Genomic DNA, 16,783 nt, shown 5'->3' with positions numbered 1-16,783 from the left:
GTGTTTTAAATTAACATATGCTTAAAAATACAAAATAAATGCATGAAAATCAACTAATTAAATAAAGGCTTCTTTTAGGATCGTAATTGGGTGTTTAGCAATGCGCTTGGTTCCGTCATAAATTTGATGGCGACAACTCGTTCCTGCTGCAGCAATTTCTGTTTCTATAGTGCAGTTTCTAATTTTTGGAAATAAGGTGTCTTCACCAACTTGCATACTTACTTTATAGTGTTCTTTTTCGTACCCAAAACTACCCGCCATACCACAACAACCAGTGTTCATGATAGTAACTTTGTAGTTCTTCGGGATATTTAACATCGTAAAACTAGCGTGTGTTGATGATAATGCCTTTTGATGACAATGCCCATGAATTTTAAGTTCCTTGCTTTTTAAAGTAAATAAAGAGGTGTTAATATTGCCTTTTTTAATTTCAGAAGCTAGAAACTCTTCAATAGTAAAAACATTTTTAGCTATTTTTTCTGCGGATGATTTATCTTCAGCTAAACGAATATATTCATCTCTAAAAGTTAAAATAGCAGAAGGTTCGATTCCTATTAGTGGAGCTTCATCAGAAATTAAATCTTTAAAAATAGCAACATTTTTATTCGCCAATTCTTTGGCTTCTTTTAAAAATCCTTTAGAAATATGGCTACGACCGCTTTCTTCGTGTTTATTATATTTTACTTCGTATCTTAATTTTTTTAGAACTGTTACAGCGTCTTTACCAACTTCGGCATCGTAAAAATTAGTAAACTCATCGTTAAATAAATAAACAGTTTTTTTAGAGGTCATCTCGTCTGCGCTCGAAGTGGCAATTTGTTTTTTTAACCAACTATCTAAAGGCTGCTTTCCTAATTTAGGAACCGAGCGTTGTATGGCAACTCCCATTATTTTTTTAGCCAATAATGTATTGGTTAAAAAGTTTGTTATTGTAGGAACTTTACTTCCTAATTTATTATATTTTGCATTATTTGCAAATAAACTACTACGAAAAGAATAACCGTTGGTTTCTTGATATTGATATAGAAATTCGGCTTTCATAGAAGCTATATCAACATTACTTGGGCATTCTGTAGCACAAGCTTTACAACTTAAGCATAAGTCTAAGACTTGTTTTAATTCTTTAGAATCGAATTTGTTTTCGGCAGTATTATTTGTTAAAACTTCACGTAACATATTGGCTCTTGCTCGTGTAGTTTCTTTTTCATTTTTGGTAGCTCTGTAACTCGGACATAATGTTCCGCCAGCTTCAGGAGATTTACGGCAATCACCAGAACCGTTACATTTTTCAGCCAATTTTAAAATACCTTCACTTTCAGAAAAATCTTGTAATGTTTTTATAACAGGTTCTTTTCTGTCGATTTCATAACGCAAGTTTTTATCCATCGGAAAAGCATCTGTAATTTTTCCTTTGTTAAATACGTTATTCGGATCGAAAGCTTTTTTTATTCGTCTTAATAATTCGTAGTTTTTATCGCCAATCATTAATGGAATAAACTCTGCACGTACAATTCCGTCACCATGTTCACCACTAAACGAACCTTTATATTTTTTTACAAGTTGGGCCGTTTCAGTTGTTATCTTTCTAAATAAAACAACATCTTCTTGCTTTTTTAAATTCAATATCGGGCGTAAGTGTAATTCCCCAGCTCCAGCATGTGCATAATACACGGCATCTTGCTGGTATTTATCCATTATTTGGGTAAACTCTTCAATATATTCTGGTAAGTCATTTAAAGCAACTGCAGTGTCTTCAATACAAGCAACGGCTTTCATATCTCCCACAATATTACCAAGTAAACCTAATCCGGCTTTTCTTAAATGATGCACTTTGGCAATGTCATTTCCATATACTTTCGGATAATGATACCCGAAGTTATTTGCTTTTAAATCTTTTATTAATTCGTCTGCTTGTATTTCTGCTTCTTCAATAGTGTTTGCAGAAACCTCTAGCATTAAAACAGCTTCAGGATCGTCTTGTAAAAAGAAGCGATTTTTAGCTTGTTCTCTATTGTTTTTGGTGCAATCTAAAATTACTTTATCCATTAATTCACACGCATATAATTTGTGCTTCATAGCGGTTACGGTAGCTTTTAAGCTTTCATTTACACTCGTAAAATGCGGACAAACCATAATGCTATAAGTAGGTGGTAAGTCGTTTAAATGAATGGTGATTTCGGTTGAAAAAACTAACGTTCCTTCACTACCAGATAAAAATTTAGCGGTATTAATAGTAGGTTCATTTCCACCGAATAAATCAGAGGTTAAAAACTCATCTACTGCATAACCTGTATTTCTACGATGAATTTCTGGCTTAGGAAATTCATTTATTATTTCTTGTTGAATTGCTTCTTGAGAAAGTTCTGTATAAATGGTTCTGTAAATAGTACCTTCTAAAGAGTTCTCTATTTTTTTTTGGTTGAATTCTTGCGAAGTAATTTCGGTAAAAAGAACATTACTTCCGTCAGATAATAATCCTTCGATAGCTAACACTTTATCGCGTGTAACTCCGTAACGAATAGAAGTGCTTCCTGATGAATTATTCCCCACCATACCGCCAATCATGCAGCGGTTAGAAGTTGAGGTGTTTGGACCAAAAAATAATCCGAAAGGTTTTAAGAATCTGTTTAAATCATCTCGTATAATTCCTGGTTGAACAGTGATGGTTTTTTGCTGCTCATCAAAAGCTAAAATATTGGTAAAATGTTTAGAAACGTCAACAACAATTCCATCACCAACACATTGACCTGCCAAAGAAGTTCCTGCAGCCCTCGGAATTAAAGTGATGTTGTTTTTTGTAGCAAAATCAATTAAAAGTTTAAGATCTTCACTATCCTTCGGATAAGCTACAGCTAGCGGAATTTTACGATAAACTGAAGCATCTGTGGCATATAGAGTTTTGTGTAAATCATCAAAAAATAATTCACCTTTTAAACTCTTTTCTAAATCTAGTAATTGTGTTGTTTTTGCCATTATCTAAGCACCTAAAAGGTTTACAATATTGTTTTTAAATAGTAGTATTTATCGTTCTCAATAACATGAACTTTGTTTACTACTATTTTATGTTTAAAAAAAGGAGCATTTAAAACCATAGTGTGATATTCTCCATTTTCTCCACAAATATCAATATTTAATTTCTTTTTTAAATCATTAATAGCGGTTTTATCAAGAGTTCTACCAATCCAATCGCTAGTTAAATCTTCTTTTTTTACTAATGAAAATATTACTGTAAAATCATTCGTAATTAATTCGTTTAGTATATAGATTCTTTCTTTTTTCCATAAAGGATTATATACTTTCATGCCAGATTTTAGCGAGCACTCTTCAATCCAATTAGTATGTCCATCGACTTCATCAATATCACCAGTAACTAAAGTATCAATCTTATAATTTTTTTTTAATTGTTGGATAGTATTTTCGTAACTTTCTTTTATCGGAGCTGTTACTGTTAGTAATAAGTGAGGAATGCCAATAGCTTTTACTTGTTTTTTTATCAAGTGAATTGGATGTGCTTTAAAGTCAGGGTTTTTAGGAGCAAAGGTTATTAAATGTGTAATTGTGTAACCTGCTTGTTGCGCTTTAAAAAAGGCCAAAGCACAATCTTTTCCTCCTGTCCATAAAACTGCTGTTCTATTATTTGTCATTATTCTATGGGTATATTTCTCTTAAAGCAAGTATCAAAACAAATAAAAGTATCGGTCCCTGCAACACCATTTATTAAATGAACATTATCGTACAATATTTTTTGTAAATGTTCATTGTCAGTAGCGTACACTAATATAAAAATAGCATAAATACCCGATACAAAATTACATTCGGTAATTTCTGGGATTTTTTTTAATTCATACATTACGTCTTTTGCAAAACGAGCTTCTCGTAAACGAATGCCAGTATAAGATTTTGTTTTGTAACCTAATTTGTTTTCCTCTAAAACAAATTCGGCATTTTTTATAACGCCTTCAGCGGTAAGTTTTTTTATACGTTGGTGTACTAAAGAATTTGAAACTTTTAATTCTTTAGCTATTTGAGAGTATGCTTTACGAGCGTCTAACCGTAACTTTAATAATATCTGCTTGTCTATATAATCAAATTGATTTTTCAAAAGAATGATTTTGTTATATTCTATTAGTATGAGTTCAAATTATAAAAAACACCAACTTTTTTAAAGTTAAGCATTTATTTGAGCTAAACACTTTTCAATCGTTTTGTCTTGTGTATTTTCATACCAAGTTGTTAATTTAAACACAGATTCTCCTAAATGTTTTTCAAATAATAATTGATTAGAAGTTTCTTCATATTCTCGTTCGGCATCATCTGTACCTAAGTTTGAAGCGAAAATTCCTGCTGCACTTACGGGTAAGAAATCTTCATAAACCATTGGTTCAGTAGTTAAATAACCATCTTTTAATAATTGGTTTACGTCTGATTTTGTATGCGTTTTATCTTTTGATAAACTTTTTATTTTATCAGTAGTAAAGTAATGGAAATAGGCTAATTCTTCTGATTGTAGTTCTTGATAGGTGTCAGGGAATTTTTTAAAATTTTCTTTTAATAATTGGTTGTACTTTAAAGCATTTTCAGCATTTGGAGATCCACCAATTGTTTTACGTGTTTTATCTAATAACTCATTATATAAGTCTTGTCCTTTTTTGGTTAATGCCACACCGCGCTGTTCAATTTCTCCAAAACGAGCTTTATGTTCTCCTGTTTTTTCAGTTCCTGTTTTACCTTTAAAAGTTACTTTTTCAGTTAAAGCTTTAAAACTTGTTTGACGAAGTAAAATTGGACACTTTCTTGTTGGTGGTCCTTCTATAATATCTTTTGGAGTAATATTGCGAGCTTCCATAGAACTTTGCACCTTATCAATATCTAAAGTTCTTGGTGTTAGGTGATTGATGTGAGGGCCTTTAAAAGCAACCACATCAGCAATTAATCTGTGCTGACCTACTAATGCTTCGTACATTTCGTGATCTACTGTAGCAGTTTCATGCCAACGAAAAGTTTCTAGCGCTTCTTTAACAAAAGTATCGGCATCTTCTTTATTTAAACCATTTTCTTTTTCAGATTTGTCAATTAATTCCAGCGCTTTTATAGTGAAAATTTGACGGTTTTCTAAAATAGTTTCAATATTAGTACGCAGCTTATCATCATCAATTAGGTCTAAACGTAATAAAGAAGTGAAAATTCTAAAAGGAGCTTGGTTAAGTGCTGTGTTCTCTATAGCTCTAAACGCTGTTGAATGAACAGGAACACCAGCGGAAGCTAAATCATAATAGCCAAGAGGAAACATTCCCATAACTTTAAATAGGCGCCTCATTGTAAATAACTCATATGGTTTACCTAAGCGAATTGCTCCGTGACGCTCCATATTTAAACGAGTAATTTCTCCAGTACGTTCTAATTGTTCTTTTATTTCTTTAGATCCTGAAATAACATTGTTGTTAATTTCCTGAACTAAATCAAGTAGTTCACCGTAAAGAGGTACTTCATTTTTATACATATCAGACATCGTTTTAGAGAAGCGATTACGAATGTATTCGGGTGAGACAAATGTCTTTTCAGTCTTTAAACTTTGTACAGTATTTATTGATGACATAATTTGTTTAATTTTAACGCAAAATAAATAAATTTAATCCTTAATTTATGTTTTAAAAATTAATTTCACTTAATAGTGGTTGTTTATGTGTTGTTTTGGTTTTAAAACTGTGTTTATTTTAAAAGAAAAATAATTTTAATTAAAAAAGAGATTTTAAAAAATCAATTTGACTTTTTATAAAACAAGTACTCTTTAGACGATTAGATGAATAAATGTTTTACGATAAATTATGATTTTTGCGACGAGAAAAAAACTTTATCTCTAATTAATTTTGTAGATAGAATTTTAGGAGGTAAAATATGAAGGAGGTTTGGAGTTTTTTGTAAAAACAAAAACATCCATTTTATACAAAATGGATGTTTTTTTATAGTTTACTTTTAATTAATTATTGATAGCATAACTTGCTGCTTTCCCTAATTCTGATAATTGACTCATTGTTGTTTTAAAAACACCTAGTCCCCACTTGTGTAATTGTTTAGCCATAATGTAATAGTTTGTGTTAAAATTTCCCTTACACAAATTTACATGTTTTAATTGGTTGTTTTGCAGTGTTATAAGTCGTTTTGTGTAGTTGGTATTAAATAATGTATAGTTGGTGTTTCTACAGTTGTTTTGTAAAACTTACTTCACTTTTTTGCTTTTAACATAAAAATTGTCATCAACTATAATTTCGTTAGAATTAATGCTAATAGTTAGCCATTTTTCAGTCGGATTTAACTGTTGTTTTTTATCATTAACAAAAATGTTTAAAGGCATATTAAAATCAGCAACAACACTATTCCAGCGATAAGAAAGCTTATTGTTCTCTATTTTATATTCAAAAACAGGAATTTTAACAGTACGTAAATATTGATCAAAAATGGTGCTTAAATCAATTCCGGATTGTTGCGAAATATAGTTTTCAACTTGTTTAGTATTTACGGTTTTATGATAAAAAACAGTGTTTAATCCGCGTAAAATTTGTCGCCATTTTTCATCATCATTAATTAAGGTTCTAATGTTGTGTAGCATGTTGGCTCCTTTATAATACATGTCTCCAGAACCTTCACTATTTACATTGTATTGACCAATAATAGGAATATCGTTCTGAACACTTCTACGAGTTCCGATTACATATTCTTTTGATGCTTTTTTACCGTAGTAATAATCTAAAAATAAGTTTTCAGAATAGGCAGTAAAGCTTTCATGAATCCACATGTCAGCAATATCAATGTTGGTAATGTTGTTAGCAAACCACTCGTGTCCAGATTCGTGAATAATAATAAAATCGAATTTTAAACCCCAGCCTGTTCCTGATAAATCTCTACCTAAATATCCGTTCATATATTTATTTCCGTAGGTAACTGAACTTTGGTGTTCCATTCCTAAATACGGAGCTTCTACCAGTTTAAAACCATCTTCATAAAAAGGATATTTTCCAAACCAATGCTCAAAAGCTTTCATCATTTTTGGAGCATCTTTAAATTGTTTTTTTGCTTTTTCTAAATTATCACGCAATACATAATAATCCATATCAAGCATTCCGTCCTCACCATTATATTTTTCAGAAAAATGTACATAATCACCAATATTTACATTTACGCCGTAATTATTAATTGGATTATTTACAAACCAATGATAAGTTGTTGTATTGTCATTATGTTGCTCAGTTTTACGTAATTTCCCGTTAGAAACATTCATTAAGTTTTTAGGAACACGTACGCTAATTGCCATGCTATCTACTTCGTCATACATGTGGTCTTTATTAGGCCACCAAACACTAGCGCCTAAACCTTGGCAAGAGGTAGCAGCAAAATGATTTCCGTTTTCATCTTTTTTCCATGAAAATCCGCCATCCCAAGGAGCATTTTTTGCAACTTTCGGATGTCCCTCGTAATACACATCTAACGAATTTATATTTCCGATTTGTTGAATGTCTTTTAAATGAATAAAATGCGCATTTCCGTCGGTAACTACTTTTAATTTTTTTCCGTTCTGAATTACTTTCGTAATTTTTAAAGGAGCCTGCAAATCAATTTGTAAAACATTGTGAGGTTTTAAAACTTTATACTGTACCGTGTTTTTTCCGTTTATAAATTTCTTGTCAGGATTTACGGTAATGTCTAAATGATAGTAAGTTAAATTCCACCAAATTCTTTCAGGGGTGATTGATCCACGAAGTGAATCTTGCTTTGTAAATGTTTTAGTGTGTTCGAATAACGATGTTTGTGCTAATAAACTAAAACTAATTAGAAAAAATAAAATACTAAAAATTGATTTTTTACTCATAACGATTGTGTTCTTACAACGAGTTGCTAATATAAGTGTTTAAAGTCTTTTTTTATTATAGCGAACTTTAAGATATTTGTATAAAATTAAAAATTAATGTCGAAAGTAATATTAATAACAGGAGCTTCTTCTGGAATAGGAAAAGCAATTGCTACTTATTTACACGCTAAAAATTATACAGTTTACGGTACAAGTAGGAATCCTGCTAAAGTAAAAGTACCTTTTAATATGGTTGTTTTAGATGTTACGGATGCTAAAACAATTGATTCTGCAGTAAGTACAGTAATTGAAAAAGAAGGCAAAATAGATGTGTTAATTAATAATGCAGGTAAGGGAATAACAGGATCGATAGAAGATACTCCTACTGATGAAATGCGTGCTAATTTTAATACTAATTTTTTCGGCGTTATAGATGTGGCTAAAGCTGTATTACCCCAAATGCGAAAGCAAAAATCGGGAACAATAATAAACGTTACTTCGATAGCAGGTTATATGGGATTACCTTTTAGAGGTATTTATTCAGCAAGTAAAGGTGCTTTAGAATTGGTAACGGAAGCTTTAAGTATGGAGGTTAAAAGTTTCGGAATTAAAGTAATAAATGTGGCGCCAGGAGATTTTGCAACCAATATTGCATCAGGAAGATTTCATACACCCGTCTATGAAAACTCAGCATATAAAGAGGCGTATACAGAGAATTTAGCTTTAATGGATGGTCATGTAAATTCAGGAATGGATCCGAAAGTGATGGCAAAAGCAATTCATCAAATTATAGAGAAAAAAAATCCTAATATTCATTATAAAATAGGCGGATTTATGGAGAAATTCTCAGTTGTTTTAAAACGAGTTTTACCAGATAAAGTTTATGAAAAGCTGTTAATGAACCATTATAAATTGTAAATTTGCAAGGCTTTAGAAAGCAGGATTTTAAATAAATTAGAACACAATCATATAATATATATAACATGAAATTTTTTATAGATACAGCTAACTTAGATCAGATTAAAGAAGCACAAGCTTTAGGTATTTTAGATGGTGTAACCACAAATCCGTCTTTAATGGCAAAAGAAGGAATTACAGGAGAAGTAAACATTATAAACCACTACAAAGCAATTTGCGAATTAGTAGAAGGTGATGTTTCTGCTGAGGTAATTTCAACAGATTTTGATGGAATGGTAAAAGAAGGGGAAGCTTTAGCTGCTTTAAATCCTCAAATCGTGGTAAAATTACCAATGATAAAAGACGGAATAAAAGCTTGTAAATATTTTTCATCAAAAGGAATTAAAACAAACGTAACGTTAGTGTTTTCTGCAGGTCAAGCTTTATTGGCAGCAAAAGCCGGCGCAACGTATGTTTCTCCGTTTATTGGGCGTTTAGATGATATTTCTACAGACGGATTAAATTTAATCTCAGAAATTCGTCAAATTTATGATAACTATATGTTCGAAACACAAATTTTAGCTGCATCTGTGCGTCATACAATGCATATTATTGATTGCGCTAAATTAGGTTCTGATGTAATGACAGGTCCTTTAAGTGCTATTGAAGGTTTGTTAAAGCACCCATTAACTGATATTGGTTTAGCAAAGTTTTTAGAAGATTATAAAAAAGGAAACTAGAAAATAGTTATTAGTGTTTAGTTGTTAGGACGAACTCATTGCTAAACACTAATAATTTAAAGGTTAAAAATAATTAGAAGCTATTTCTTGCTTTTCACTATATCTTTTTTATGAAAAATAAAAAAGGATGCCGTTTCAATCAGGGCTAACCTTGTTTAGTAACAAATAGCAAAATTAAGAATGGTTTTTAGTATTTAGTTTATTTTAGTTTTTGGCGCTCACTAATAACTAACTACTAAACACTAATAACTTTTAAATCTTAAAAAGATTTAAAGAATGTACCCTAAAAAAGAACTCGCACAATTAGTTATTTCAGCTTGTGATCAATTTAATATTGATACAGTTGTAATATCACCAGGATCAAGAAACGCTCCGTTAACTATTGGGTTTTCAAATCACCCAAATATAGAAACGTTAAGTGTTGTTGATGAGCGAAGTGCTGCTTTTTTTGCTATGGGAATTGCACAGCAAAAACGCAAACCGGTGGCAATTATTTGCTCATCAGGTTCGGCGTTGTTAAATTATTATCCCGCAATAGCGGAAGCTTTTTATAGCAATATTCCGTTAATAATAATATCGGCAGATAGACCTAAGCATTTAATTGATATTGGCGACGGACAAACCATTCGTCAAGAAAATGTATTTGAAAACCATATTTTGTTTTCTGCGAATTTAGTAGAGGAAAAAAATCAATTAGAAAATAATAGCGATTTATTAGCAGAGGCATTACAAACGGTAATCACTAAAAAAGGGCCAGTGCATATTAATGTTCCTTTTAATGAGCCGTTGTATGAAACGGTTGCTGATTTAAAAGAATTTAATTTTCCGAACGTCATTGCGAACGAAGTAAAGCAATCTGTTAACTATCAAAAACTAGCTGAAATTTGGAATGCATCCACTAAAAAAATGATTTTAGTGGGAAGTAATTTTCCGGATGCTGAATTACAAAATATACTTAATAGGTTTGTTGAAGATGAATCAGTGTTGATTTTAACAGAAACAACTTCAAACTTATACCATCCAAAATTTATCAATGCGATTGATAAACTTATTTTTCCGCTAACTGAAACTGACTTTTTAGAATTACAACCCGATCTTCTAGTAACTCTAGGAGGAATGGTAATTTCTAAAAAAATAAAACAGTTTTTAAGAAAGCATCAACCAAAACAACATTGGCATATTGATGAGTTAACGGCAATGGACACCTATCATTGTTTGTCTGATTTTATACAAGAAAAGCCTGTTGATTTTTTACAAAAAATAGAAGGAAAAAAAAACATTATAAAAAGTAACTATCAAAAAGATTGGTTAGTTGTAAATAAAGATAGAAACGCTAAACATGATCATTATTTAGCTGATTGCGAATATTCTGATTTAAAATCTTTTGAAGCTGTTTTAAAATTTATTCCTGATAATTATCAGGTGCAAATTAGCAATAGTTCGATAATTAGATATTCTCAACTGTTTAATTTAAACGCGACCTTGCGCGTGTTTTGTAACAGAGGTACAAGTGGAATTGATGGAAGTACAAGTACAGCTGTAGGAGCTGCATTTGCAGATAAAGAACCTGCAGTTTTTATAACCGGAGATTTAAGTTTTTTTTACGATAGTAATGGGTTGTGGAATACTAATATTCCGAAAAACTTTAGGATCATTATATTAAACAATGATGGAGGTGGGATTTTTAGAGTAATTCCCGGGCCTTTGTCAACCAATGCGGCAAGGTATTTCGAAACTCCGCATAGCTTAACTGCTGAGCATTTGGCAAAAATGTATAGTTTTAATTATATGGCTGTTTCTAATTTAGAAGAATTAAATATTGGGTTGAAGGATTTTTATAAAACATCAAATCATCCAAAAATAATGGAGATTTTTACTCCGAAAGAAATAAATGACGTAGTTTTAAAGAACTATTTTAAAAACTTATAAAATGGAATTAGAAGACGGATTACAAGAGGATTCACAAAATAGATTACAAGAAGGAGATCAGGTAAATTTAAAAATTATTGAACAAACTCCATTAGGATATACTGTTTTAATTGATGATGAATTTGAAGGTTTGTTATTTAATAACGAAGTGTATCAAGATATCGAAGAAGGTATGGAAACTTACGGTTATGTTAAAAACATCAGAGAAGACGGTAAGATTGATATTTCTTTACGACCTCAAGGTTTTAGAAATGTAATTGATACAGATGCAGATGTAATTCTTAGAAAGTTAGATGAAAAAGGTTTTTTAATGCTTACTGATAAAAGCTCTCCTGAATCAATTAAGTTTAGATTGCAAATGAGTAAAAAAGCTTTTAAAAGAGCTATTGGTGGTTTGTATAAGGATAAGAAAATTGTTTTAAAAGAAGATAGAATTGAGTTGTTAAAATAAGCAAACAAAGACAAAATAAAAACGGCGATTTAATTATTAAGTCGCCGTTTTTATTTTAGATATACTACTTTATTTATCGTCTTCTTTTTCCTCTTCATTATCATCCTCTTCAGGAAAATCTTCAATAATTTCTTCTTTAGGTTGACTTTCTTTAAGATCTGTTACACGTTTAATATTTTCATAAAAAGCATTCGCATTTGGGTCCGAAGGTTCCATTTTACCATAAGCAGCTTTGTAGTAAAACTCTGCTTTTTCGTAATCTTTTCCTTTTTCGTAATACTTTCCTACATAAAAATCACCAATATGAGAATCAGGATATTTAATCATTACAAAATCACCTAAAACACGCAAATAATCACCATCTAATTTATCAATAACAATTCCTTCAATGGCAAAAATATCATCTAAACGAACATTTAAATTCGATCCATATAAATATTGAATATCTAAATATTTTTGTTCAACATATTTTATAGCCTCTAAAGGACCTAGCTCCTTAATATTTGTCTCAAATTCGTTTTTAGTAATCTTAGCATATAGATAAAACATTTTCTCGAAAGCTCTTGGTATTGTTTCACCAATAACAGATAAATAGTTAGGTGCATTCGTGAATTTATCGAATGTAATATGCATGTTTTTAGCATTAAAAGAAGATAAGTAAGTTCCTATTTCGCTAAATCGATCGTTTTGTTTCGGATTTATATACTCTTTATTGTTACTAGCATAGATAAAATAAGAGTTGTCGATAGTTCCTAGTCTATCTAAAGAATATGATTGAATTCTGCTAGCGCTAAACTGTGTAAGTTCGGGCGTAATACAAAGATATGAGTTAAAAATTGGCTGCGCATCTTTTAAGAAATAAGTAACAAAATCGGCTGCTTTTCCTTGACCTGCAATGGTCATGAAAGGAGAAGTTCTGTAGTTTAATTCCATATGCGGAATCAATTCGTTCTTTATAAATTTTTGAAATTTTTCGGCAGTTGTCGTTAAAGCATTGTTTGAAGGAATAATAGAGATATCTTCATTGTAGGTATTGCTCATATTTATTCCAACAACTATTTGTCGTGGAGCTTTATCTGTATTAGCATATAATTTAGCATTACCCACATACATGTCAAAAAGATATTGATCACCTAAAACAATAGCTAAAGGATAACTAACAGTTTCATCATTATCGTAGTTTTCAGGAATGTAAATTTTTACAGATCTACCTTTCGTAAATTCGATAGAATTAATTTTTTCGGTAATTATTTTTTGCGAAAAAAGGCTGGTACTTAGTAATAAAGTAACTAAAAAATATAGTTGTTTCATAAGATTCGTATTATATCGTTCAAATATAGAAAAGAAAAACAAAGTTATTATGTTATTTTTGCTCTACTTACTAACGATAATATTTTAAAATTATGATACAACCTCAATGGAAAGTTGCCAAAGAGTATGAAGATATTACTTATAAAAAGTCGCACAATGTAGCGAGAATAGCATTTAACCGTCCAAATGTGCGTAATGCATTTCGTCCGCATACAACATCAGAATTGTTAGATGCTTTTCAGGATGCGCATGAAGATACGAATATAGGAGTGGTATTGTTATCTGCGGAAGGGCCTTCAACTAAAGACGGGATTTGGAGTTTCTGCTCTGGTGGAGATCAAAATGCACGTGGTGAAAAAGGATATGTAGGTAAAGACGGTTATCATCGTTTAAATATATTAGAAGTACAGCGATTAATTCGCTTTATGCCAAAAGCAGTAATTTGTGTGGTTCCGGGTTGGGCAGTTGGTGGCGGACATAGTTTACATGTTACTTGTGATTTAACTTTGGCAAGTAAAGAACACGCTATCTTTAAGCAAACCGATGCTGATGTAACTTCGTTTGATGCAGGATATGGATCGGCATATTTAGCAAAAATGGTAGGGCAGAAAAGAGCTCGTGAAATTTTCTTTTTAGGAAGAAATTATTCCGCGCAAGAAGCGTATGATATGGGAATGGTAAATGCGGTTGTACCTCATGACGAATTAGAGCAGACAGCTTTTGATTGGGCACAAGAGATTTTAGAAAAATCGCCAACATCTATAAAAATGTTGAAGTTTGCAATGAACTTAACAGATGACGGAATGGTAGGTCAGCAAGTATTTGCTGGTGAAGTTACACGTTTAGCATATATGACAGATGAGGCTAAAGAAGGTAGGGATGCATTTCTTGAAAAAAGAAAACCAAACTTTCCAAAAACTTGGATTCCATAGAGCGGAGTATTTAGTTTGCTATCGCAACGAAGTGGAATGAAATAATCTATGTAAAAGATTGCTTCATTTTATTCGCAATGACGTTCTAGCTTAAAAATTAATCATGTCATTACGATGAAGCATGACGAAGTAATCTTGTGGTTATATTGCTTTATTTTATTAGCAATGACGTTCTAGCTTAAAAATTAATCATGTCATTACAAGGAAGTATGACGAAGTAATCTTATGGTTAGATTGCTTCATTTTATTCGAATAGACACCTTTATTTTAAATATGAAAATAATTTGTATTGGGCGTAATTACGCCAAGCATATCGAAGAATTAGCAAATGAAAAACCAGAAAATCCTGTTGTTTTTCTGAAGCCAGATTCAGCAATCCTTCCGAAGAAAATGCCTTTTTTTATTCCGCCTTTTTCTAATGATATTCATTATGAAGTGGAGATTTTGGTGAAAATAAATAAAGTAGGAAAACATATTTCTCCTAAATTCGCTCATAAATATTATGACGAAATAGGATTGGGAATTGATTTTACGGCACGTGACGTGCAAGCAAAATGTAAAGAAAAAGGATTGCCTTGGGAAAAAGCAAAAGCTTTTGATGGTAGTGCCGTTATTGGAACATTTTATCCGAAAGAAGATTTTAACTTAGATAATTTTTCTTTTCAGTTACATAAAAACGAGGAGGTAGTTCAGGATGGAAATTCAGTATCGATGTTATGGAAAATAGATGAATTGATTAGTTATGTGTCGCAATATTTTACCTTAAAAAAAGGAGATGTTATTTTTACGGGAACACCAGCAGGAGTTGGCGCTGTAAAAGAAAATGACATTTTAACTGGTGTTATTGAAGGTAAACAAGCTTTTGAAATTAAAATAAAATAATTATAAATTCCGCTTTTGCGGGATTTTTTTTAATAAGCATATGAACGCAGAAATAATAACAATTGGAGATGAGATTCTTATAGGTCAAATTGTGGATACAAATTCACAATGGATTGGGCAGGAATTAAATAAAATAGGCGTTTCAGTATATCAAATAACCTCTATTCAAGATGAAAAGCAACATATTTTAAATGCTTTAAAAGAAGCGGAAAGTAGAGCAGATATCGTAATTATAACAGGAGGCCTTGGCCCGACAAAAGATGATATCACTAAAAAAACAATTGCCGAATATTTTAAAGACGATGAGGTTGTTGAGTATCAGGAGGTAATTGAACATATAAAAAGTTTATTCAAAAAAATAAAGCACCCTTTTAACGAAGTGCAAAGATACCAGGCACAGTTGCCATCTAAGGCAACTTTATTAATGAACTATTTCGGTACCGCGCCAGGTATGTGGTTTTATGAAAATAATACTGTTTTTGTTTCATTGCCAGGCGTGCCTTATGAGATGAAAGGATTAATTACGAATGCGGTATTGCCTAAAATTCAAGAAAAATTTAAATTACCATTTATATCGCACACAACAATAATGACGGTTGGTGTTGGTGAAAGTGTTATTGCCGAAAGAATTGAAGCGTGGGAAAATAACTTACCTGCACACATTAAATTAGCGTATTTGCCATCGTTTGGTAAAGTAAGATTGCGAATTTCAGCAAAAGGAGCTGATAAAGAATTTATAGAAAAAGAAGTCGCAAAAAGTGTTTTTGAGCTAAGTGCCTTAATTTCTGACGTTATTGTTGGTTATGATGAAGAAGCATCTATAGAAAGTAGTGTAGGTGGTTTGTTAAAGAAATTCAATAAAACGGTAAGTGTTGCTGAGAGTTTAACAGGTGGTAGAATAGGAGCTGATTTAGTTTCTGTGGCAGGATCTTCTGCTTATTTTAAAGGAGGTTTTATTACCTATACGGCAGAATTAAAAGAGCAATTACTAGGAGTGCCAATGCAATTAATTGAAGAATTTACAGTTGTAAGTAAAGAGGTTGCTAAAGAAATGGCAATTGGTTGTTTAGAGCAGTTAAAAACGGATTATGCCATTGCGGTAACAGGAAACGCTGGGCCTACTACAGATAATAACAATAAGAATGTAGGGTTGGTTTATATTGCTATTGCCGAAAAAAATAATGTAGAAGTATATGAGTTTGATTTTGGGCAACCGCGAGAGAAAGTATTAAATAGAACAGTTACAAAAGCACTAGAGTTGTTGCGAGAAAATGTTTTAAAAAAAAAATAAAGTGTTGTTCTTAAGTGTCTTGCTGTTAATATAAAGGTCTTTCTATAATAGTCTTCAAATATTTGATAATATAAGTTATATTTATTAAAATAATTTGTAAATTTGCCGACTGTTACGATTCCGATGGGCTAGATGCTTAGCTTCAGTTAGAATATATCAAAAATAATAAGAATTTAAATGAGTTTTTTTTGCGCAATCAATATAAATGCGTAAATTTGCACCTCGTTTAGAAATAATACTAAAAACTGTCAAGAAGATGTCTAGAGTTTGTGAACTTACAGGAAAAAAAGCTATGGTTGGGAACAATGTTTCTCACGCATTAAATAGAACTAAAAGAAAATTTAACGCTAATTTAATGACTAAGCGTTTTTATATACCAGAAGAAGATAAATGGATTACTTTAAAAGTATCTGCTTCTGCATTAAAAAATATTAATAAAAAAGGAATCTCTGCAGTAATTAAAGATGCTAGAGTAAACGGTTTCTTAACTAAGTAATTCCTTACTAG

General features: G+C 31.3%; 14 protein-coding genes. 8 read left to right on the top strand and 6 right to left on the bottom strand.

Annotation, left to right across the window (positions count from 1 at the left end; translation table 11 throughout):
* Positions 1 to 57: 57 nt before the first annotated feature.
* The 5 genes from H0I30_RS04305 to H0I30_RS04285 all read right to left on the bottom strand — a co-directional run bounded on the left by H0I30_RS04305 (position 58) and on the right by H0I30_RS04285 (position 7,864).
* On the bottom strand, positions 58 to 2,973 hold the full coding sequence (locus H0I30_RS04305; RefSeq protein WP_218773083.1) for an FAD-binding and (Fe-S)-binding domain-containing protein: 2,916 nt from the start codon (positions 2,971 to 2,973) through the stop codon (positions 58 to 60).
* Between the two features lie 20 nt (positions 2,974 to 2,993).
* Positions 2,994 to 3,644 (bottom strand): diphthine--ammonia ligase, encoded by a 651-nt coding sequence (locus tag H0I30_RS04300; protein ID WP_218773082.1) that lies wholly within the window; start codon positions 3,642 to 3,644, stop codon positions 2,994 to 2,996.
* A complete protein-coding gene (locus tag H0I30_RS04295; RefSeq protein WP_255554307.1) occupies positions 3,644 to 4,102 on the bottom strand; it encodes an Lrp/AsnC family transcriptional regulator in 459 nt (152 codons plus the stop codon). The genes H0I30_RS04300 and H0I30_RS04295 overlap by 1 nt, the downstream gene beginning before the upstream one ends.
* A 66-nt stretch (positions 4,103 to 4,168) precedes the next feature.
* Positions 4,169 to 5,596, bottom strand: coding sequence for a VOC family protein (locus H0I30_RS04290; protein WP_218773081.1), 1,428 nt, complete (start codon positions 5,594 to 5,596; stop codon positions 4,169 to 4,171).
* Positions 5,597 to 6,217: 621 nt separating this feature from the next.
* Positions 6,218 to 7,864, bottom strand: coding sequence for a M1 family metallopeptidase (locus H0I30_RS04285; protein ID WP_218773080.1), 1,647 nt, complete (start codon positions 7,862 to 7,864; stop codon positions 6,218 to 6,220).
* Between the two features lie 96 nt (positions 7,865 to 7,960).
* Here H0I30_RS04285 and H0I30_RS04280 point away from each other — a divergent pair, with 96 nt between their 5' ends.
* The 4 genes from H0I30_RS04280 (at position 7,961) to H0I30_RS04265 (ending at position 11,860) form a co-directional block, all read left to right on the top strand.
* Positions 7,961 to 8,761 (top strand): SDR family oxidoreductase, encoded by an 801-nt coding sequence (locus H0I30_RS04280; RefSeq protein WP_218773079.1) that lies wholly within the window; start codon positions 7,961 to 7,963, stop codon positions 8,759 to 8,761.
* Between the two features lie 65 nt (positions 8,762 to 8,826).
* Positions 8,827 to 9,480 carry a fructose-6-phosphate aldolase gene (fsa, locus tag H0I30_RS04275; RefSeq protein WP_218773078.1) on the top strand — a complete coding sequence of 218 codons (654 nt, stop codon included), beginning with the start codon at positions 8,827 to 8,829 and terminating at the stop codon, positions 9,478 to 9,480.
* Positions 9,481 to 9,756: 276 nt separating this feature from the next.
* The gene (menD, locus tag H0I30_RS04270) at positions 9,757 to 11,409 is read left to right on the top strand and encodes a 2-succinyl-5-enolpyruvyl-6-hydroxy-3-cyclohexene-1-carboxylic-acid synthase (protein WP_218773077.1); all 1,653 of its coding nucleotides are present in this window, start codon (positions 9,757 to 9,759) and stop codon (positions 11,407 to 11,409) included.
* A 1-nt stretch (position 11,410) separates the two neighbouring features.
* A complete protein-coding gene (locus H0I30_RS04265; protein WP_218773076.1) occupies positions 11,411 to 11,860 on the top strand; it encodes a DNA-binding protein in 450 nt (149 codons plus the stop codon).
* 69 nt (positions 11,861 to 11,929) lie between these two features.
* On the opposite strand, the gene H0I30_RS04260 is transcribed toward H0I30_RS04265, so the two are convergent.
* Complete coding sequence (locus H0I30_RS04260; protein WP_218773075.1) at positions 11,930 to 13,171, bottom strand: alpha/beta hydrolase-fold protein; 1,242 nt, start codon at positions 13,169 to 13,171, stop codon at positions 11,930 to 11,932.
* A 92-nt stretch (positions 13,172 to 13,263) separates the two neighbouring features.
* Here H0I30_RS04260 and H0I30_RS04255 point away from each other — a divergent pair, with 92 nt between their 5' ends.
* From H0I30_RS04255 to rpmB, 4 genes are all read left to right on the top strand, one after another.
* Positions 13,264 to 14,103, top strand: a complete 840-nt coding sequence (locus H0I30_RS04255) for a 1,4-dihydroxy-2-naphthoyl-CoA synthase (RefSeq protein WP_218773074.1) — start codon at positions 13,264 to 13,266, stop codon at positions 14,101 to 14,103.
* A gap of 273 nt (positions 14,104 to 14,376) precedes the next feature.
* Positions 14,377 to 14,985 (top strand): fumarylacetoacetate hydrolase family protein, encoded by a 609-nt coding sequence (locus H0I30_RS04250; protein ID WP_218773073.1) that lies wholly within the window; start codon positions 14,377 to 14,379, stop codon positions 14,983 to 14,985.
* A 40-nt stretch (positions 14,986 to 15,025) separates the two neighbouring features.
* Positions 15,026 to 16,276, top strand: a complete 1,251-nt coding sequence (locus H0I30_RS04245; RefSeq protein WP_218773072.1) for a competence/damage-inducible protein A — start codon at positions 15,026 to 15,028, stop codon at positions 16,274 to 16,276.
* Between the two features lie 256 nt (positions 16,277 to 16,532).
* A complete protein-coding gene (gene rpmB / locus H0I30_RS04240; protein WP_218773071.1) occupies positions 16,533 to 16,772 on the top strand; it encodes a 50S ribosomal protein L28 in 240 nt (79 codons plus the stop codon).
* The last annotated feature ends 11 nt before the right edge of the window (positions 16,773 to 16,783 follow it).

The sequence above is a fragment of the Tenacibaculum sp. AHE14PA genome (assembly GCF_019278465.1).
In the GTDB taxonomy this organism is placed as follows: Bacteria; Bacteroidota; Bacteroidia; order Flavobacteriales; family Flavobacteriaceae; genus Polaribacter; species Polaribacter bernardetii.
This window is presented reverse-complemented; position numbering and strand designations above follow the sequence as displayed.